15 protein-coding genes and 2 pseudogenes are annotated in these 19,257 nt (G+C 56.6%); 9 read left to right on the top strand and 8 right to left on the bottom strand.

The genetic code is table 11. The features are described 5' to 3' along the window. The first annotated feature begins 125 nt into the window (after nucleotides 1-125). From Ga0074115_RS16930 to Ga0074115_RS13800, 8 genes and pseudogenes are all read left to right on the top strand, one after another. On the top strand, nucleotides 126-359 hold the full coding sequence (locus tag Ga0074115_RS16930; RefSeq protein WP_060528631.1) for a hypothetical protein: 234 nt from the start codon (nucleotides 126-128) through the stop codon (nucleotides 357-359). A gap of 76 nt (nucleotides 360-435) precedes the next feature. Continuing rightward, nucleotides 436-1,164 (top strand): rhodanese-like domain-containing protein, encoded by a 729-nt coding sequence (locus Ga0074115_RS13830; RefSeq protein ID WP_040820136.1) that lies wholly within the window; start codon nucleotides 436-438, stop codon nucleotides 1,162-1,164. Nucleotides 1,165-1,255: 91 nt separating this feature from the next. Continuing rightward, nucleotides 1,256-1,615 carry a response regulator gene (locus tag Ga0074115_RS13825; protein ID WP_050798746.1) on the top strand — a complete coding sequence of 120 codons (360 nt, stop codon included), beginning with the start codon at nucleotides 1,256-1,258 and terminating at the stop codon, nucleotides 1,613-1,615. Between the two features lie 142 nt (nucleotides 1,616-1,757). Next, a complete protein-coding gene (locus tag Ga0074115_RS13820; protein WP_269747089.1) occupies nucleotides 1,758-2,150 on the top strand; it encodes a response regulator in 393 nt (130 codons plus the stop codon). Nucleotides 2,151-2,312: 162 nt separating this feature from the next. Further along, entirely contained in the window at nucleotides 2,313-2,951 is a 639-nt protein-coding gene (locus Ga0074115_RS13815; protein WP_232433113.1) for a chemotaxis protein CheW, read from the top strand. A gap of 56 nt (nucleotides 2,952-3,007) precedes the next feature. Further along, nucleotides 3,008-5,050: pseudogene (locus tag Ga0074115_RS13810) on the top strand (methyl-accepting chemotaxis protein). Nucleotides 5,051-5,153: 103 nt separating this feature from the next. Continuing rightward, nucleotides 5,154-10,520, top strand: coding sequence for a hybrid sensor histidine kinase/response regulator (locus tag Ga0074115_RS15945; protein WP_087959788.1), 5,367 nt, complete (start codon nucleotides 5,154-5,156; stop codon nucleotides 10,518-10,520). Next, a complete protein-coding gene (locus Ga0074115_RS13800) occupies nucleotides 10,517-10,990 on the top strand; it encodes a chemotaxis protein CheW (protein ID WP_057956381.1) in 474 nt (157 codons plus the stop codon). The genes Ga0074115_RS15945 and Ga0074115_RS13800 overlap by 4 nt, the downstream gene beginning before the upstream one ends. A 6-nt stretch (nucleotides 10,991-10,996) precedes the next feature. On the opposite strand, the gene Ga0074115_RS13795 is transcribed toward Ga0074115_RS13800, so the two are convergent. The 8 genes and pseudogenes from Ga0074115_RS13795 to rsxA all read right to left on the bottom strand — a co-directional run bounded on the left by Ga0074115_RS13795 (nucleotide 10,997) and on the right by rsxA (nucleotide 17,393). Continuing rightward, nucleotides 10,997-11,731 (bottom strand): 16S rRNA (uracil(1498)-N(3))-methyltransferase, encoded by a 735-nt coding sequence (locus Ga0074115_RS13795; protein ID WP_005965738.1) that lies wholly within the window; start codon nucleotides 11,729-11,731, stop codon nucleotides 10,997-10,999. 2 nt (nucleotides 11,732-11,733) lie between these two features. After that, nucleotides 11,734-12,426: an electron transport complex subunit E gene (locus Ga0074115_RS13790; protein ID WP_057956380.1), complete on the bottom strand. Its 693-nt coding sequence runs from the start codon at nucleotides 12,424-12,426 to the stop codon at nucleotides 11,734-11,736. Beyond that, nucleotides 12,419-13,072 carry an electron transport complex subunit RsxG gene (rsxG, locus tag Ga0074115_RS13785; RefSeq protein ID WP_057956379.1) on the bottom strand — a complete coding sequence of 218 codons (654 nt, stop codon included), beginning with the start codon at nucleotides 13,070-13,072 and terminating at the stop codon, nucleotides 12,419-12,421. Before rsxG ends, Ga0074115_RS13790 begins: the two co-directional genes overlap by 8 nt. After that, on the bottom strand, nucleotides 13,069-14,106 hold the full coding sequence (rsxD, locus tag Ga0074115_RS13780) for an electron transport complex subunit RsxD (protein WP_057956378.1): 1,038 nt from the start codon (nucleotides 14,104-14,106) through the stop codon (nucleotides 13,069-13,071). The genes rsxG and rsxD overlap by 4 nt, the downstream gene beginning before the upstream one ends. Nucleotides 14,107-14,109: 3 nt before the next feature. After that, nucleotides 14,110-14,475 carry an Hpt domain-containing protein gene (locus tag Ga0074115_RS17285; protein WP_233519320.1) on the bottom strand — a complete coding sequence of 122 codons (366 nt, stop codon included), beginning with the start codon at nucleotides 14,473-14,475 and terminating at the stop codon, nucleotides 14,110-14,112. A gap of 75 nt (nucleotides 14,476-14,550) precedes the next feature. After that, nucleotides 14,551-16,227 (bottom strand): annotated as a pseudogene (gene rsxC / locus Ga0074115_RS13775) (electron transport complex subunit RsxC); the annotation flags it as partial. A gap of 4 nt (nucleotides 16,228-16,231) precedes the next feature. Then, nucleotides 16,232-16,801, bottom strand: coding sequence for an electron transport complex subunit RsxB (rsxB, locus tag Ga0074115_RS13770; protein ID WP_005965746.1), 570 nt, complete (start codon nucleotides 16,799-16,801; stop codon nucleotides 16,232-16,234). A gap of 10 nt (nucleotides 16,802-16,811) precedes the next feature. Continuing rightward, nucleotides 16,812-17,393 (bottom strand): electron transport complex subunit RsxA, encoded by a 582-nt coding sequence (rsxA, locus tag Ga0074115_RS13765; protein ID WP_057956376.1) that lies wholly within the window; start codon nucleotides 17,391-17,393, stop codon nucleotides 16,812-16,814. 465 nt (nucleotides 17,394-17,858) lie between these two features. Here rsxA and Ga0074115_RS16495 point away from each other — a divergent pair. Then, a partial coding sequence (locus Ga0074115_RS16495; protein ID WP_198295075.1) for a PKD domain-containing protein occupies nucleotides 17,859-19,257 on the top strand: 1,399 nt, incomplete at its 3' end.

Here is a 19,257-nt window from a genome sequence, read left to right as displayed (position 1 = left end):
CCTCCACTACATCTTTCCTTTTCTGATCACGCTGTTCTTTTATCGTAGCCATGGAAAGCAGTATACACTGCCAATACTTTCGGAACGATTAATACCTCTCTGAAATTTCACTGGAAGCGGAGAAGTTGGACCGGGCAAAACCTGATGCCGTAGGAGAGAACGCTGCTTCCGAGGTGGCGATCGAAGGAGCAAGTCAGGAGGAGTTTGAGGCTGACCTTAAGTCTCGATATGTGGGGAGTTACACTTTCTACATGAAACTCCCCCCGGCGAGCCAGGAGGAGGTATTTCAAGATTACAGGGATGGTGCTGCAATCAGTGATATTCGAAAGAAGATCATGGACCGATTCCTGAAGCGGTGAGGATTTGCGTTGCAAAGCTATGTTTTATCCAGCGAAGTCTGTCCTGATAACGAATAATTGGATTCTGAGGAAAAGCATGAAATCTCTCTTTGTCAGAGCACTTTTTTCTGGCCTTGTCTATTTGTCTGCTTGGTCCGTTTCCGCTGCTGAACTCGAAGTTGGTAAAGGTGGCAAGATCAGTCTGACCGCTGACAAGCTCTATCTGCACGTAATGCATGATGGGCGCTCTATCAAAGTGCAACGAGTGCAGGATCCTGACTATGTGCTCAAGGGCTACTTTGCAAAGACTGCACGAAAATGTCCGCCATTCTGTATCCACCCCATTGAAGTTGATCCTCGCGTGAAGACTGTTGGTGAGGTTGAGGTCTTTGAGTTCATGGAAAATGAACTGAGAGACGGCAAGGGGTTGCTTATTGATGCTCGTACTTCACAATGGTTCAGGCGGGGTACTATTCCAGGGTCGATAAACATACCGTTCACTGTGCTTTCTGGGGATGCTGAAAATCAGGAGATGATTGAAGCGTTGCAGAGATTTGGTGTGAAACGGCGCGGTAATGTTGGTTTCTTTACCCAGAAGATGGAAAAGGTGGGTTTTTTTGACGGTAAGCTGAAGACCGAAAAGTGGGATTTTAGCAATGCTAAGGATTTGATCGTCTGGTGTAATGGTCCCGCCTGTGGGCAGTCTCCCAGAGCCATTAAGGGGTTGCTTGGAGTCGGTTATCCGGCTGATAAAATCTACTATTATCGAGGTGGTATGCAGATGTGGCAGTTGTGGGGATTGACAGTTGTTGTCCCGCAGAAATAGATTGTCACAAGTCCACTTCTAGGGCACTGCAAGTGAGGATTGTACGGTGAGTGCTGAAGATACGGAGACGGATATCTCAGGTGTAAAAGTAATGGTTATTGACGATAGCAAGACCATTCGACGCACTGCTGAGAGTCTTCTAAAAAAAGTGGGATGCGAGGTCATGACAGCGGTTGATGGCTTCGATGCGCTTGCTTTGATCGCGGATCATCACCCCGATGTTATTTTTGTTGATATCATGATGCCAAGGCTTGATGGATATCAGACCTGTGCATTAATCAAACATAACGAAGTATATAAGAATATCCCGGTCATCATGCTATCGAGTAAGGATGGGTTGTTTGACCGGGCGCGAGGACGCATCGTCGGTTCTGAGCAGTATTTGACAAAGCCGTTTACCAAAGATGAGTTGCTGGGTGCCATTAGGCGCTATGCAAATAAAGCGGCCTGATTGCTTGGATGTTTTCGGCAGGGGTAGGTGAGAAGTAGGTGATTATGCCGCATCTCGTGCGGTTTGTTTGTTGATGGCTATCTGGCGCACAAGACCCATGATTAAGAGATTTTTTCGCAAAGGGACAGACGAGAGCTCGGATGTGAACCGCGAAGCAGTATCTTCGGGTGGGGTGACGGTTCTGATCGTTGACGATTCTCCTACCGAAGTCCATGTTTTGAAGAAGATCCTCGAGAAGCACGGTTACCGCACTGAAGTGGCGAATGATGGTCAGGAAGGCGTTGCGATGGCCAAGCGTATCCGTCCTTCCTTGATCTTGATGGATGTGGTAATGCCGGTCCTGAATGGTTTCCAGGCAACACGACAATTAAGTAAGGATCAGAGCACTTCAGCGATTCCTGTCATCATGGTAACGACCAAGGATCAGGAGACAGATAAAAGCTGGGGGATGAGGCAGGGAGCCACTGATTATCTGGTGAAACCAGTTGCACCTGCAGAGTTGATCACAAAGATTCGCAATGTGCTTGATCGCTAAGGGGCCTCTGAATGAATCTGGGCGGGCAGAATTGTGAGGCTAAATTTTTCGCTGTAAGACAGAAATCTCAGGGTCGCTTAGCGACACCCTATCGACGCGGCACTTGCACATCTCCGTATGGCGTAATAGCTGGCCTATTGTCTAGATTTTGCCCCGCGGGAAATGCCCTTGGGGTACGACGCAGCAGCGGGGAATTTCGACCGCAAGACTGCCGTCCATGATTCGTTCAGAGGCTCCCTAAAGACTATGGTTAACTGGCAGTTGGATACACCGGAGGAGCTTGTCCAGTTATTGCAGGTGATTGAACAACGTAGCCATGGGAATACGTTGGCCCTGCCACAACAAGACAAGGTGCAGTCTGCTTGGGAAGGCGTGTTGTTTTCCCTCGGTAAACTGAGCATGGTTGCTCCGCTTTCTGAGATCAGAGAAATTCTTAATTTTCCTTCAACGCTCACCACTGTGCCCGGCACTAAGTCGTGGATGTTGGGGCTGGCGAATATTCGCGGAAACCTGGTTCCCATTGTTGATTTACAGTCGTTTCTTACCGGAGAGAGGACCGCTCGGGGCAGAAGAAGCCGGGTGTTGGTCTTCAGTGGCCCGCAGATGACTACCGGCGTGTTGGTTGGGGAGATGGTTGGTATGCGCCATTTTTCGGAAGAGGATCTGATTGAGGTCCGCGGAATTGGCGAGAATCTGAGTAGTTATGTCCAGTTCGGATTTCGTCAAGAGGGGAAGACCCTGCCGGTTTTTAGTCTCTCCAGTTTGGCGGATGATCCGGCATTCCAGGTTGCGGCCAGATAGAATTAAACGGTTTAGACATTAATTGATTTACGGGCATATATGAGCTTTCAGGAGACATGGCAATGAAGGTAAGAGGTGTGGGCGGAGGCTTGCCGTCGAAAAGGGCCTTGACGGTGTTAACTGTGCTCCTGATTGCTTCTGTATTTTTGGGGCTTGTGACGTTTATCCATACGACGCAGCAGGAAAGTTATGAGGAACAGTATCTGTTGCGCACAGCTGAGCAGCGAGTGTTGGCGCAGCGGATCGCTAAATTTGCGATCTCTGCTGCACGGGGCGATCGCCAGGCATTTGCACCTCTGCGATCAGCCCGTGACCAGTTCGAAACCGTAATGACTGAGTTGAAAAATGGCTCAGAGGCCGACGACCTGCCGGGGTCACCGGTGGAGGTCATGCTTCCTTTGCGAAAGGTGGAAAATGCCTGGCTGGAACTGCGCCAGAATGCGGACGAAATCCTAGCCGCACAAGAGCCAATTTTGGCGATCGGCGAGTTCATCGGTGTGATCTCTGAATTTGTTCCCCAATTGCAGGAACTCTCGGAAGAGGTTGCGCAGGTGTTGATCGAGAAAAATGCATCTCCGCAGCAGATCTTTATCGCTTCCGAGCAGCGGATGTTGGCTGAACGTATCCAGGCGAAGGTGAGCTTGGTGCTGGCTGGTGGGCAGCAAACGGCAGCGGCGATCGACCAATTTACACGGGATGCGGATCGGTTCGGCCGTGTACTCGATGGCCTTCTTGAGGGCGATCCTGATCTGGGGGTTGCTAAGGTTGCTGATCCAGTCGCAGAGCAGCGGTTGAGGGATATTGCCACACTGTTTGGGACGGTGAGTGACCATGCTGATGAGATTATCGAAAATATTCCAGCAGTGTTGCCCGCCTTGGAAGCCGCTTCAAGCATGAATGAGATTTCGGACAGAACCAGTGAGGCAACCGAAAACCTGATTAAGGTGTATGGCGAGTCTCCTGGGCGTATCGAGATTCTCGGTGTCAAGGCGGGCCCCGGTATGGTGGCTGCCTTTGGTGGCTTAGCGGCGGCCTTCCTGATCGTCCTTGGTTTTCGGTTGGTACTGGATGCACGCCGTCGGGAAGAGGCGAGTAAGGAGCAAAACGAGAGCAACCAACGGGCTATTCTGCGTCTACTCGACGAGATGGGTGATCTGGCTGATGGTGACCTGACGGTAACGGCCAGTGTAACCGAGGATATTACCGGTGCGATCGCCGACTCGATCAACTACGCAATCGAGGCGTTGCGCGAGCTGGTAACCACCATCAACCAGACCGCGGAGCAGGTATCCAGCTCAACCCAGGAGACCCGTGCTACGGCCATGCACCTGGCCGAGGCAAGTGTCCATCAGGCGGAGCAGATAACCGATGCCAATGACGCCATCAAATCGATGTCCTTAGCAATCGATCAGATGTCGAATGATGCAGCCGAATCGGCAGAGGTTGCCCTCCGCTCGGTGGATATTGCAAGCAACGGAGCCGAGACCGTACGTAATACCATCCAGGGCATGGATGCGATTCGCGAACAGATTCAGGAGACCTCTAAGCGAATCAAGCGTCTTGGTGAGAGCTCTCAGGAAATCGGTGATATCGTGGAGCTGATCGACGATATCGCGGATCAGACCAACATCCTCGCACTGAACGCCGCCATGCAGGCAGCCATGGCCGGTGAAGCGGGTCGTGGTTTTGCGGTGGTTGCGGACGAGGTCCAGCGTCTTGCAGAACGTTCGATTAACGCAACAAAGCAGATTGAGGCACTGGTTAAAACCATTTAGGCAGATACCAACGAGGCTGTTACCTCGATGGAAGCCAGTACTTCGGGTGTGGTGAGAGGAGCGAAGTTGGCAGAGGATGCCGGTGAGGCTCTGATGGAGATCGAAAGTGTATCTCAATATATCTCTGACCTTACCGGTAAGATTGCGGAGTCTGCCAAGGCACAGTCGGAAGCTGCAGTAGGTGTAAACGCCACCATGAACGTGATCCAGGAGATCACCACGCAGACCTCCGATGGTACTAGCCAAACCGCGGCATCGATCGGTGCGCTGGCCGACTTGTCAGACGAGCTGCAGAAGTCTGTAGCCGGTTTCCGTTTGCCTTGATGGAGCGATGATGACTCGTCGCGAAACTGAGTGCAGTTAGCTGTTAGCTGTTAGCTCCAAGCAAGTTTCGCTATCGCTCGTGATGGAAGTGTGAGGAACGCGAATGACCAATGTCCGTGACTTCGGCGCGCTGAACTGGGTAAAAGACGAGATCGATGCAACGATCGGTCAGGCCCGTCGGGCGTTGGAGGAGCAGGTTGATGATGCTGGCAGTGGTGCATCGCTTCAGCTGTGTGCCGAGAGCCTCCATCAAGTTGCCGGCGTCTTGCAGATGGTGGAGGCCTATGGCCCTGCAATGCTGGCAGAAGAGATGGAGCAGGTTGCCCGCGCCATGTTCAAGAGAAAGGTGCGTCAGCATGAGGATGCTGCTGAAGCGCTGATGCTGGCACTGATCCAGCTGCCGGACTATCTGGAAAAGCTGCAGGCAGGTGATGAAGATGTCCCACTCATCGTGCTGCCCCTGTTGAATGACCTGCGTGCCGTGCGTGATGCCCCCCTGCTCTCTGAAGCGGCACTCTTCAATCCTGATCTGGAAAATGTTGCGGTACCTGATCGCATTACAGGAGAGCCGAACGACGAGCTCCCTGACTTGGTGCGTCGTGTACGCCAAAAATACCATCTTGGGTTGCTCAACTGGTATCGCAAACTCAACCTGGAAAAGGGATGGAGTTACCTGCTTGATGTAGCCAAAGAGCTCGAGCGGGGGGCTGGTACCGAACAAGTGCATCGCCTGATGTGGGTGGCTGGAGCCGTCATCCAGGGTTTGATCGAGGGCAGCATCCAGGGTGGTGTAGCAGTCAAGCAACTGCTAGGAAAGCTGGATCGCGAGTTGAGGCTGATCATCGATCAGGGTGAGCGTGCACTGGTCGATGATCCCCCCCACGAACTGATCAAAAACCTCCTCTACTATGTGGGGCGGGCTGAATCACAACATCCACATCTGCTTGCGGTAAAAGAGGCCTATAATCTGAGCGGCGTGTTGCCGAGTGAATCGGCACTGGCGAAGGGGCGGGAGAGCCTCACCGGTACCAATGCCGAACTGGTCCACTCGGTGCGAGAGGCGATCTACGCTGAGCTAACACAGGTCAAAGATATCCTCGACTTGTTCATGCGTGGTGAGCAGGCAGACCCCAGCACACTCGATCGCCTTCAGGTGCCGATGCAGCGCTTGGCCGATACCCTGGGAATGATCGGCCAGGGCGCATTGCGGTCCCGGCTGATTCGTCAGGCTGAAAAGCTCGAGTCGTTTGCCAAACGCTCCTCCAAGCCGGAAGAGTTCGAATTGATGGAGATGGCCGGCGATATCCTGTTTGTGGAGTCCTCGCTGAGTGGCATCCACAGCGGCCAGCAACTGATTGAAGATGTAGAGGCTTCAAGCAGTAACTGGGGGCAAACGCTGCCAGTCGGTGAATTTGAAGGCCAGGTCAAACAGACGGTCAAAGAGGCCAAGATCGATATTGCCAAGGCAAAAGAGGCAATTGTCAGTTACACCGAAACTGACAATGATCCAGCGGTTCTCGAAGAGGTCTTTGGACAATTCACCCGTGTCTATGGCGCCCTAAAACTGCTCGATTTTTCCGAACCGGCAGAGATTGCGCGACGCACCACTGAATTCATTCATAAAAATCTGATCCAGGGGCATCAGATTCCAGGCCGGCAGCAGTTGAACTCACTGGCGGACGTGATCAGCAGCATCGAATACTTCCTCGAAGCCTTGGTCGACGGTGTGGGCGATCGCAAAGAGATCATAGAGATAGCGCGGACTGCGCTCTCTGGGCTGGTGCAAGAAGTGCCGGGCATGCCGGAGGAGGAGCCCGTTCCCGCCCCGGTGGTTGAAATTGCTAGCGTACGCGAAACCCAATCTCAGCCTGAGGAGTTGTTTGAGCTGGAGCAGAAGGAAGAGGCGGAAGCGGTTGAGGAAGGGCCTGTAGAGGAGGAGCGCGATTCGGAAGGATTGTATGCGCCTTTGACAGAGGAGGAAAAGGCGCGCGAGATTATTCCCTCTGCGGAAAAGCCCGCGCTGGAAGAGATCGACCCGGAGATCCTCGAGATCTTTGTCGAAGAGGCACGGGAAGAGTTGGAGGTGGTCCAGGAAAATCTGCCGCGCTGGCGTCGGAATTTTGACGATAAGGATGCCCTGATTACCATCCGCCGCTCCTTCCATACATTGAAGGGAAGCGGTCGTCTGGTTGGCGCCAAGATGATCGGTGAGCTCGCCTGGTCGGTCGAGAATATGCTCAACCGGATCATCGACGAGACCATCGAAGTTACACCTGAAGTACTCTCCATTCTGGCCGATGTCGAACAGATGTTGCCGGTGCTGATCGACTGCCAGGAACGCTCGGTTTTGCCCGATCTGAATGTGGTTGCGGTCATGGAGCAGGCTTTCGCCTTGATTGATGGCCGCTCCAGCGCCGCAGCAAAGAGCACGCCTGAAATCGCAGAGGGCGAAACCGCAAGGGAGTTGGCGGAAGCTCAGGGCGAGGTGCTAGAAGAGCCAAGTTCGGTGGAATCGTTCGATCTGTTTGAGTCATCCAGTGAAGAGATCGAGCTGGCGCCTCTGGAAGATGAGACGATCGACGTTGAAGAGCTTCCTCTAGACGAACCGGTTGAAATCGAGGCAAGCATTCAGGAGCCTGATTCGGCAAGGCTTGCCGTGGAAGCGGCGGTAGAAGAGGCTCTTCTGGAAGCCGAAGCCGAAGCCGAAGCCGAAGCCGAAGCCGAAGCCGAAGCCGAAGCCGAAGCCGGAGCCGAGCCCATCTCAGCTGAAGAGTTCGAGAAGTTGCCTGACGAAGAGGCGGAAGAACTGTTTATCACAGCCGGTGATGAGGCCGACTCGGCGCTGATTGAGCGGGTCGAAGAGGAGGCGCTGAGCCAGGTCGAAGAGGAGGCGCTGAGCCAGGTCGAAGAGGATGGCATGTTTGCCGTCGCAGAAGACCCAGAGTTGGTCGAAGTTTTCGTCGAAGAGGCGAAAGAGCTGCTGGAGCAGATAGAATCGAGCTATCAGCATTGGATGGATAACCAGTCCGATGAGTCGGCCATCGACGCTATCCAGCGCATTCTGCATACCCTGAAAGGCAGCGCGCGCCTTTCAGGGATCCTACCAGTCGGTGATCTGAGTCATGCGCTCGAGTCTCTGTTCTCAAAGATTGCCGATAAAAATGTTCTGATAACTGGAAGATTGCTCGAGCTGACCCGACAGGCGATCGACCGTATTGCGCACCAGATCGACGAGGTCGCAACCGGTGGTGCCCTTTCCCGTGCTGGCAAGCTGGTCAAACAGCTGGAGTCGATCCTTGGTTCAAAAGAGGCCAGCGCGGAGATTTCGTCATTTGCCGCTGAGTCGACAGATAGTTTGCTGGCGCCCAGTTCCATCGATGAATTCGAGGCCGACAGTGACTTTGCGATGCTGGATGCCGGCCTGACAGCAGATCTTGCGGAGGAGGTGACTCAGTCTGAGGAAACAGCGGAGACTGAGGGAGCGGAGTCTGCGCTTGAACCGGAAGTGGAGCCTGAACCTGAGCCGGGGGAATCTGAAGCGCTGAAGCGGATTATCCGTTTTCCCAAGCAACCACAGCAACCACCCGCGCCCGCGCAGGAAAATCTGCCGCAGGGGACGGCATTTCGACCTGCCCGTGACCAGGTGCGTGTCAGTGCCACGCTGCTGGACCGGCTGGTAAACAATGCGGGTGAGATCAGCATCTACCGGGCGCGTCTGGAGCAGCAGAACGGTGTGCTCGGCTTCAACCTTGCGGAGCTGGAGCAAACCATTACCCGTCTTTTCGATCAGTTGCGCAAGCTGGAGATCGAGACCGAGGCCCAGATTCTCTATCGTTGGGATCGCGACTATGGGCAAGATGACAAGAATCGGGCGGAGTTCGACCCGCTTGAGCTCGATCGCTTTTCCACCATGCAACAGCTCTCACGGGCACTGATGGAGACAGTTAACGACTTGGGCAGCATCAATGGATTGCTGGCCGATCTGCAGCGGGAGACCGATACTCTGCTGCTGCAGCAGTCGCGAATTTCCACCGACCTGCAAGATGGCTTGCTGCGCACCCGTATGGTGCCGTTTCAGCAGCTGGTGCCGCGGTTGCAGCGCGTGGTGCGTCAGACAGCAGATCAGCTTGGCAAAAAGGCCAACTTGGAGACCTACGGTACAGATGGCGAGATGGACCGTACCATTCTTAACCGAATGATCCCGGCGCTTGAGCATCTGCTGCGAAATGCCGTGTCACACGGTATTGAAAAGCCTGAGGCGCGTCGTTTTGCCGAGAAGGATGAGGCTGGGCGGATCTCCCTCTATATGACCCGTGAAGCGACAGATATTGTGCTAACGCTTTCGGATGACGGCAACGGTCTCGATATCAATGCGATTCGCGAGAAAGCAATTGCGCAGAATCTGATCGATCCAAACGCCCAGGTCGAAGATGACGATCTGATGCAGTGTGTCTTGATGCCGGGCTTTAGCACTGCTAGCGAGGTTACCCAGATCGCTGGACGTGGCGTGGGGCTCGATGTGGTCTCCTCCGAGGTGAAACAGCTAGGTGGTTCACTCGATATCGACTCCCAGCCGGGACGCGGCACCAGTTTTACCATTCGTCTGCCGCTGACCCTGGCGATCACTGACGCCTTGCTGATGCGCGTAGGCGATGATGTATTTGCCATTCCCCATGGCAGCGTCGAGGGTGTGGTCCGGATCAGCCGCAGCAAACTGATTGCCTGTGAGTCGGGCGAGGAGGAGGGTTTCTCCTACGCCGGACGCACCTATAAAAATTTCTATCTGGGCAGCATGTTGGGCTTAAGTGACAGTCTGCCCCACGAGACTGAAAAGTGGATCCCCCTGCTACTGGTCCAGTCCGGAGAACGCCGCGTTGCCTTGCGTATCGATGAGTTGCTCGGCACCCGCCAGATCGTGGTGAAATCGGTTGGCAAGCAGGTCAGCAGTGTGCCCTGGATCACTGGTGGTACGATCCTGGCCGATGGCCGTGTCGCCCTGATCCTCGATGTCGGCGCACTGGTGCGTCTGGGCACTGCGCACCTGCAGGAGCAGGTTGAAGAGGGAAGGAAGGCTGCCAAACGGGAAGAGGAACGTCGTGTGCGGGTGATGGTGGTGGACGACTCGATCACTGTGCGCAAGGTTACCAGCCGATTGTTGGAACGTCACGATATGGATGTGGTGACAGCAAAAGATGGTGTGGATGCGGTAGCGCTGCTCCAGGAACAGATTCCGGATATCATGTTGCTGGATATCGAGATGCCGCGCATGGATGGTTTCGAATTGGCACGGCATGTCCATAATTCCGTCGAGTATTATGGACTGCCAATCATCATGATTTCGTCGCGTGTTGGTGAAAAACATCGCAAACGTGCCTTTGCTCTTGGTGTCAGGCGCTGTCTCGGCAAGCCTTATCAAGAGGCGGAACTGCTTGAGAATATTAAAGACGTGTTGGCGGAATCTGAGACATGAGTGAAGCGATCGCAGGCGAGGTTCGGAGTGTCCTAATTCCGTTGGTGTCGGGGCGGTTGTTGCTGCCAAATGCCGCAGTGGCGGAGGTTGCTGCCTACCAGCAAGCTGAGCCTCTGGACGATGCTCCGGCCTGGCTGCGGGGCATTGTCGAGTGGCGCAGGATCAAGATTCCGCTGATCGCCTTTGAAGGGATGCTGGAAGAGGAGTGGATCAGGGAGCCCGGCAACCGGGGACGTATCGCAGTTGTCCACACACTCAATGGAGATACTTCGCTCCCCTGTTTTGGAATTGTCTGTCAGTCTGTGCCCAGTCTGGTGCGCATCACCACCGAGAACATCATGCCGAGCGAAAGCGATGGTGAGATCAGCCCGGTGGTGCAGAAGTCGGTATTGGTGAATGGTGAGACGGCGATGATCCCCGACCTGGACGAAGTGGAGTTCATGCTGCTTGAAGCGTTCGAAACGAAGTGATCCGATTCAGGTCATAAAGTCCCCCCACAGGGTCTGGATGGCTGCGAGGGCGGCCAGTGGCGCGGTCTCTGTCCGCAGCACTCTGGGCCCCAGCCTCACTCCTTTGAATCCCGCCTGTTGCGCTAGGCGACGTTCTTCCGGGCTGAGTCCCCCTTCAGGCCCCACCAGCAGGACGATTGCGTCCGGCCTTGAAGAGAGGTCATGCAGGCTTTCCGAGGCTCGATGGTCGAGCATAAGCCGCATTGTGGCGGGCAGCTGCTGCAACATCTCGTCAAACCGGCCTGGTTGTTCCAGCTGTGGGACGCGACAGCGTCCGGACTGCTCGCAGGCGCTGATTACAATCTTCTGCCAGTGAGTCATCCGTTTCTGTTGGCGTCGTGGATCAAGGCGCACCACACAGCGTTCCGTTACCAGTGGAACAATGGCACTCACCCCAAGCTCTACTGACTTCTGCAAAGCAAAATCCATACGCTCCCCACGTGAGATGCCGATTGCCAGTGTAATCGGCAGGGAATCCTTTGCCTCTTTCCGCAGGCACTGATGCAGTTCAACCTCGACCCGATTGCGGTCGCTGCTGATCAGGCTGGCGGAAAACTCGCGACCATCCCCATTAAACAGACGCAACTGCGCCCCGCTGCGGAGTCGCAGTACTTTGAGCAGATGGTGGGAGGGCTCGGCCTCCAGCTGAATATGATGGCCTGTCTGCAGTGGTTGCGAGGTGAAGATTCTTGGCGTGCGCACACTCAGGTGGCCGTTTCCGAGTTCGCCAAGTGGCTTGATTTTGCAAGGACACGCTGCTGCAATCGCTTGTCGATCACGCTCTTGATGGCAATCAGCAGTCCCAAGCCGATGAATGCGCCGGGTGGAAGGATCGCCAGCAACATACCGTGATATCCCTCTCCCAGGGTGAGGGTTAGCGCTTCCGCTCCACTGCCGAACATGAGGTGCGCCTGGGAGAATAGTGTGCCCTGGCCGATCAGTTCTCGCAGTCCGCCCAGAGTCAGCAGCACCAGGGTAAAGCCGATACCGATACTCAGGCCATCCACCAGTGAACGCTGCAGGTTGTTTTTCGAGGCAAACGCTTCAGCGCGGCCGATAATGGCGCAGTTGGTGACAATCAGCGGGATAAAAATGCCAAGAATCTTGTGCAGCTCATGGAAATAGGCATTCATGCCCAGCTCGATAGCGGTGACAAAGGAGGCGATGACCATCACAAACACTGGCAGTCGCACCTCGTTCCTCACCAGATTGCGAATCAGTGAAACGGTGACATTGGAGGCGACCAGCACCACGGTGGTGGCGATGCCCAGCCCCAGGCCATTGATCGCAGTATTGGTGACAGCGAGCAGCGGGCAGAGCCCGAGCAGGGCCACCAGCGCTTGGTTGTTGCTCCACAGACCATCCTTGATGATTCTTGCGTAACTCGCACTAGCCATCGTTATTTTCTCCTGGAGTGGCCTCCTGTAACGGCGTGCGGTCATAGAGCTGCTGCTGATGCTGTTGGACATAGAGCAGGCTCTTTTTTACCGCAGCCACGATCGAGCGTGGCGTGATGGTGGCGCCGGTAAACTGGTCGAATACGCCACCATCCTTCTTCACTCCCCACTGCGCTTTGGGCGGGTTGTTTAATGATTTGCCGGTGAAGCTATAGATCCAGTCAGAGCGGCTCTCCTCGATCTTATCGCCCAAGCCGGGTGTCTCTTTGTGGGAGATGATCCGTACACCGCCCAGGGTGCCGTCGTAGCGCACCGCCACCAGCAGCTTGATCGGGCCGCTGTAGCCGTTCGGCACCACCGGCGTCAGCACCACCGCCACCGGTTGGCCGCCAGACCGCCCGCGGTAGACAGTCGTGTTTTCAGAGCCCAGGAGTTCCGGGTCGCTGACCGTCATGACATCGGAGATGATGTCGTTGTCGATACTCGCCGCCGGGACTAGCGTCGTGAGACTTCGCAGTAGCGCCTGGCGCTCATTACTGGCAATGCGTGCCTTGGTTGCCTGGTGGGTGAAGCTGACCAATGCCGTGCCAGCCACTGCAAACATAGCAAGCACAAAGCCAGCAATTACAACAGGGTGCTTGGTCAACGGGCACCTCCGTGTCCAAAGGTGCGTGGCTGGGTATAGTGATCGATAGTGGGGACAGCCATATTTAGCAGGAGCACGGCGAAGGCAACCGCATCAGGGTAGCCGCCCCAGGTGCGAATCACATAGACCAACATGCCGATCAGGGCGCCATAGATGATCTGACCGCGCCTGGTGGTACAGGCGGTGACAGGATCAGTGGCGATGAAGAAGGCGCCGAGTATCACGCCACCACTGAAGATGTGGAATAGTGGGAAGGGGTGGCTCTCTGGATCGAACAGGTAGAAGAGCAATGCAAGGCTGAAGAGTCCCGCAAACAAAGAGAGCGGAATATGCCAGCTGATGACCCGCTTGTAGATCAGCCAGAGCCCACCCATGATGAACCAGTTGCCGACCCACTCCCAGCCTTGCCCGCCGAAATCCCCCCATAGAGGGTTCTGCATGATCTCGCTGATCATCCGGTTCTGATCCAGGCTGGTGCGCATCTGGTCCAGCGGTGTGGCGCTGCTGATGGTGTCGAAGCTGAGTCCTTCTGGCAGGCTGTTGAAAAATATCGCCTGAACGGTTTGCAGCAAGCTGAGTGGCTGGGTATTGAGCATCTCCGGCGGCAGCCAAGTGGTCATCTGCACCGGATAGGAGATCAGCAGGAACACATAGGCGGCCATCGCCGGATTGAATGGATTATAGCCGAGGCCGCCGTAGAGCTGCTTAACCAGGATGATGGCGAAGGCCATGCCGATCACTGTCAGCCACCAGGGCAACAGTGGTGGCGCGGCAATGGCGAACAGCATCGCCGTGACCACAGCGCTCAGATCCATCAGTGCCGGCGTTACCGGCCGCTTGCGCAGCCGCATCGCGAGCGCCTCGAACAGCAGGGCGCTTGCGATGGCGATAACGCTATTGATCAGTACACCCCAGCCGAAAAAGATCACCATCGCGAGGATGCCCGGCAGCAGAGCCAGAACCACCTGGAGCATAATCCGGTCGACTCGGTTAGGGCGCGGGCTATGGGGTGAGCTGAAAGTCTGGAACTGCATTGGCTAGTTGCTCTCTGGCGGGATATCGGTAGTCGGCTGTTTTTCAGGCGCTGTGGGCCTGCGCCGCTGGCCGGCGGACTCGATACGGGAGAGCAGCGACTCGATGGTGGGTTCAGCTTGACTCTTGTCGAACAGCCAGGCGATCAGTGCTTTGCCGGTATCCACCCCATCCTCCATCAATGCGAGTGCAGTCTTGTCAGCCGCCTGCTGCTGTTCCACCAGGCTGTCGGTATAGAGCTCCAGTGATTTGTTGAGGCTGGCCAGGGGCATCAGACCGACCATCCGGGCACTGCCACAGATGGTGTGGAAAGCCCTGGGGATCTCGGCGGGGATCTGTGCTGCATCGTTCCCCGCACGGGTCTGTTCGATGAAGCCGCTGATGGTCGCGAAATGCGAGCTGGTCTCCTGTTTGAAGATCTCCTGCAGCTCTGGATCGTTCTCGATGCCGCCGCTGGCCGGTGGCGCCTCCTCCACGGGTTCTGCCTGCTGACGGCGCTGTTCGGCGGCATCGATCTGGGCCTGCTGTGCGGGCTGCAGATGGTCGGTGTTTTTTTGGCTGTTTTTATTGGCGGCCTTTTTCGCAGCAACACGTTTCTGCGCCGCCTCGATGGCGGCCTTTTTTGGATCCTTTGCCGCAGCTTTGCCCTTGGCTGGTTTCTTCGCCAGGTCCTCTTTCTTTTTGCGCAGCCGCGCCTTACGTTCTGCCTCCATCCGCTGCATGCGGGCGAGGCGAAAATCGTGGCGCATCTTGGCGTGTTCAGAGCGCCGCCGCTCCTCCTCCTGCTCCCAGCTTTCGGTCTTGGCATAGCGGAAGTAGTGGACCAGCGGGATGTGCGAGGGGCAGACGTGGGAACAGCAACCGCACTCGATGCAGTCGAACAGATTGTAGTCCTGCGCCTTCTCCAGTTCCTTGGCGCGGGCGTACCAATACATCTGCTGCGGCAGCAGTTGCACCGGACAGACATCCGCGCAGCGGCTACAGCGGATGCAGGCGCGCGCCGACTCGGGGGGTGGGCTCTCCGCGACACTGGGCAGCAGCAGACAGTTGCCCCCCTTGGTGATTGGGATCTGGTCGGTACTGAGCCGAAAACCCATCATTGGGCCGCCATAGATGAGTCCACTGGCAGCATCGGTGTAGCCACCAGCCTGCTCGATCAGCTCGCCTGCAGGGGTGCCGATTAGCACCTCCAGGTTGCAGGGCTGTGCGACCCCTTCGCCGGTGGTCGTGACCAGTCGGGAGATCAGAGGTCGGCCGGTAAGCACCGCATCGGCGATGGCGGCAGCAGTGCCGACGTTATGGCAGATGATGCCGAGTTGGGCGGGTAGTCCGGCGCTGGGGACCTCCTTGCCGGTAAGAATGCGAATTAGCTGCTTCTCGCCGCCGCTGGGGTAATGGGTGGGGATGCGCACCACTTCCGCGGTATCCTGATTGCGCAGTGCCTGGCGCATGGCGAGGATCGCTTCGGGTTTGTTGTCCTCGATGCCGATCAGGCACTCTTCGGCCCCCAGCAGATACTGCAGGATGCGGATGCCGTCGACCACCTTGTCGGGAAAGTTGAGCATCAGCCGGTCGTCGCAGGTGATGTAGGGTTCGCACTCGGCGCCGTTGATGATCAGGGTCTTGATCGGCTTGCCGGGATCGAGTTTCACCGCTGTGGGAAAGGTCGCTCCGCCCATGCCGACGATGCCGCACTCGTGAATCCGTTGGCGCAGGGTCTCCGCAGGGACGGTGCGAAAGTCGCTGATCGGCTCCGGCAGTTCGCCCCATTCATCTTTGCCATCCGGCTTGAGCAGGATACAGGGGCCGCTCAGCCCGGAGGGGTGGGGCAGCGGCTGTTGGCTGATCCCGCGTATTTCACCTGAGGTGGGCGCATGGATCGGCGCGCAGACCGGTTCATCACTGTCGGCGATCTTCTGCCCTTTGAGTACCCGTTCGCCTTTTTTTACCAGAGGGATCGCGGGGCTGCCGATATGCTGTTGCAGCGGCAGAATCAACAGATCGGGAAGCTCGGCCTGGCGCAGCGGTGTGCTGAGTGACTGAGCCTTGTTGTCTGGCAGGTGCAGCCCGCCATGAAAACGCCAGATCTGACGCGCCTTTCCTTTGGATGATTCGACGTACATACGGCTAGTGGGGCTGCGGTTGCGCAGCGATTTCTGGGTTGTTGTAGTCGGGAAAGGGCCAGTGCCAATTGTCAGCCGCTTCCGCGATCGGTTCCATGACGATGCACTCCACCGGGCAGGGTGCGAGGCAGAGTTCGCAGCCAGTACACTCTTCGCTGATCACTACATGCATCTGTTTAGCGGCGCCGAGGATGGCATCCACCGGGCAGGCCTGGATGCAGAGGGTGCAGCCGATGCACTCCTGCTCCTTGATCAGCGCGACCGCGCGCGGCTTATCGGCGTTTAACTCGGCATCCAGCGGCACTGGGTCGCGCCCGAGCAGGTCGGCCAGCGCGACCATGGTGGTCTCGCCGCCGGGGGGGCAGAGGTTGATCTCCGCCTCGCTGCTGGCGATCGCTTCGGCGTAGGGGCGGCAACCGGCGTAGCCACACTGGCCGCACTGGGTCTGTGGCAGCAGCTTCTCGATCTGGTCGGTGATCGGATCCCCCTCCACATGGAAGCGGATACTGGAGTAACCCAGTAGCAAGCCGAAGGCGGCGGCAAGCCCGGTCATGGCAAGAATGGCGATCAGCACCGCGTCATCCTTAATTCGCCACCAGGCCGGAGAAGCCCATGAACGCCATCGACATCAGGCCGGCAGTGATCAGGGCGATGGCGTTGCCCTGGAAGGGTTCCGGCACGTCGGATACCGCCACCCGTTCGCGGATGCCGGCAAACAGCACCAACACCAGGGAGAAGCCGGCAGCAGCGCCAAAGCCGTAGAGTGCCGATTCGACGAAGCTGTGCTGCTCCTGGACATTGAGCAGCGCGACGCCCAACACAGCGCAGTTGGTGGTGATCAGTGGCAGAAAGATGCCCAGCACCTGATAGAGTATCGGGCTGGTCTTGTGCATCACCATCTCGGTGAACTGCACTACCACTGCGATCACCAGGATGAAGGCGATGGTGCGCATGAACTCCAGCCCCAACGGGGCCAGCAGATATTCGTTGACCAGGTAGCTGCAGATGGAGGAGAGGGTGAGTACAAAGGTGGTCGCCAGCCCCATCCCCGTGGCGGTCTCCAGCTTGCGTGAGACCCCCATAAACGGACACAACCCCAGGAACTTCACCAGCACGAAGTTGTTTACCAGCACCGTGCTGACCAGTATGAGGGCGTACTCTTTCATTAGATCATGAGCTGTCTGTTTAAGCCGCTAAGCATAAGCGCCAGATCAGACGCTTACAACACCACGGCCTTTGTGTGTTGGCGATTGTTGTTGTTTTCACGCTTCTTTACATTGAAAAAACGCAAAGCTGTATCAGGGAGGGGGATATCACGCGAGATGGTTGCCGAGATCCCGAAGCGCATTTTATGTGCTGCCCCGGTTGCTCACCATCACGATGCGTCAACTGCCAGCAAGCATTCGGCATCAAGGGGCAAACTGGGCATGAGAACCATGTCACACTTTGTCGATGCGTTGGAGAATGGCGTTGATCAGCCACGAAAAACAGTGACAATTCTGTGTAAGAAATAAAATCCCTATCGACATCAACTCGGCACTGACATGGAAAAGGCCCACCCTCTTAAACGGATAACTTCCATCCTACTCCTTCCAATCTTGCTGTTCTCAGGCTTCAGTGTCTGTGCGGGGGTGCTGGTCGAAGACGGATTTGATAACGGCAGCGCCGGCTTCACTTATGTCGACGATCCGTTCCGTGGTAGTAGTGCCCCTGGCTATGCCGACGGCAGCCACCTCAGCGTCGGCGGTTATAGTGGCGGCGCGTTGCAAGTCACTTTGGGGGGGCGCGACACAATTGACCTGTTCGGCCTCTCCGGCGGCTGGCAGCAGGAGTTTGAGCTTGCCGGCCTGAGTGAGGTGAGTCTTAGCTTCCGTTACAAACTGAGCCAGAGTCCTTTTTACGAGGGAGATGAATACAGTCAAGTGCTGGTGAGCATCGATGGGGTATTGGTTGGTGTCTCGCCCAATGACTACATCGACCAGGTTAGCGGCAACGGCAACGGTGGTGCCGAAGAGACCACCGGCTGGCGTCAGGTGGAACTCAACCTGGGTGGCCTGGCGGCGGGTCGCCATCGGCTGATCATCGGCGGCTACAACAACCAGAAGACCGCAGCCAACGAAACGACCGAGGTATTGATCGACGACCTGCTGCTAAGCAGCGGCAACAGCAATCTTCCGCCACGCGCAGTGGCCGGCGCCGACCCGACAGCTGGTGTGGCGCCGCTACAGGTGCAGTTCAGCAGCGAAGGCTCCATGGACCCTGACGGGCGCATCGTTGGCTATCATTGGGTGTTCGGTGATGGCAACAGCAGCACCGAGATTAATCCGCTCCACAGCTACGCCACAGCAGGCAACTACACTGTCACCCTAACCCTGACTGACGATCAGGGCGCTACCGGCAGCGCCAGTATAACTATCAACGTCAGCGGCCTGTCTGACACCGCAGCGCCCGAAATCCCGGCTGGCGTCAGCGCCATCCCCTCCGGCGCCGATACCATCCAGCTCAGTTGGCAGGCGGCGAGCGACAATGTTGGCGTCACCGGCTACCGGGTGTTCCGCGATGGCGTTGAGATCGCCAGCAGTACCACCACCAGTTACCGTGATACCGGACTCAGCCCGCTGACCCGCTACAGTTACCGGGTCAGCGCCTACGACGCCGCGGGCAACGAAAGTGAGCCCGGCGATGTGGTGGCCGCCACCACCGGCAATCAGTTGGCCCCCCTGATCGAGAACGGCTTCGATAGCGACAGCGCCGGTTTTAGCTATGTAGACGACCCGTTTCGCGGCAGTGGCGCACCGGCCTATGCCGACGGCGGCTATCTCGGTGCCGGCGGCTACAGCGGCGGTGCCCTGCAGATCACCCTCGGCGGTATCGACGGTGATGACATCTTCGGCCTCTCCGGCGGTTGGCAGCGCGACTTCGAACTCACCAGCCAGAGTGAGGTGAGTCTTAGCTTCCGTTACAAACTGAGCCAGAGTCCTTTTTACGAGGGAGATGAATACAGTCAAGTGCTGGTGAGCATCGATGGGG

Source organism: endosymbiont of Ridgeia piscesae, from assembly GCF_001443665.1.
GTDB lineage: Bacteria > Pseudomonadota > Gammaproteobacteria > Chromatiales > Chromatiaceae > Endoriftia > Endoriftia persephonae.
This window is presented reverse-complemented; position numbering and strand designations above follow the sequence as displayed.

Excerpts from the sequence above, each read along its gene's own strand:
- Ga0074115_RS13815 (WP_232433113.1), top strand. The coding sequence starts at position 2,313 with ATGCCCTTGGGGTACGACGCAGCAGCGGGGAATTTCGACCGCAAGACT.
- Ga0074115_RS15945 (WP_087959788.1), top strand. The coding sequence starts at position 5,154 with ATGACCAATGTCCGTGACTTCGGCGCGCTGAACTGGGTAAAAGACGAG.
- Ga0074115_RS13830 (WP_040820136.1), top strand. The coding sequence starts at position 436 with ATGAAATCTCTCTTTGTCAGAGCACTTTTTTCTGGCCTTGTCTATTTG.
- Ga0074115_RS13790 (WP_057956380.1), bottom strand. The coding sequence starts at position 12,426 with ATGGCTAGTGCGAGTTACGCAAGAATCATCAAGGATGGTCTGTGGAGC.
- Ga0074115_RS13825 (WP_050798746.1), top strand. The coding sequence starts at position 1,256 with ATGGTTATTGACGATAGCAAGACCATTCGACGCACTGCTGAGAGTCTT.
- rsxA (WP_057956376.1), bottom strand. The coding sequence starts at position 17,393 with ATGAAAGAGTACGCCCTCATACTGGTCAGCACGGTGCTGGTAAACAAC.
- Ga0074115_RS13800 (WP_057956381.1), top strand. The coding sequence starts at position 10,517 with ATGAGTGAAGCGATCGCAGGCGAGGTTCGGAGTGTCCTAATTCCGTTG.
- rsxD (WP_057956378.1), bottom strand. The coding sequence starts at position 14,106 with ATGCAGTTCCAGACTTTCAGCTCACCCCATAGCCCGCGCCCTAACCGA.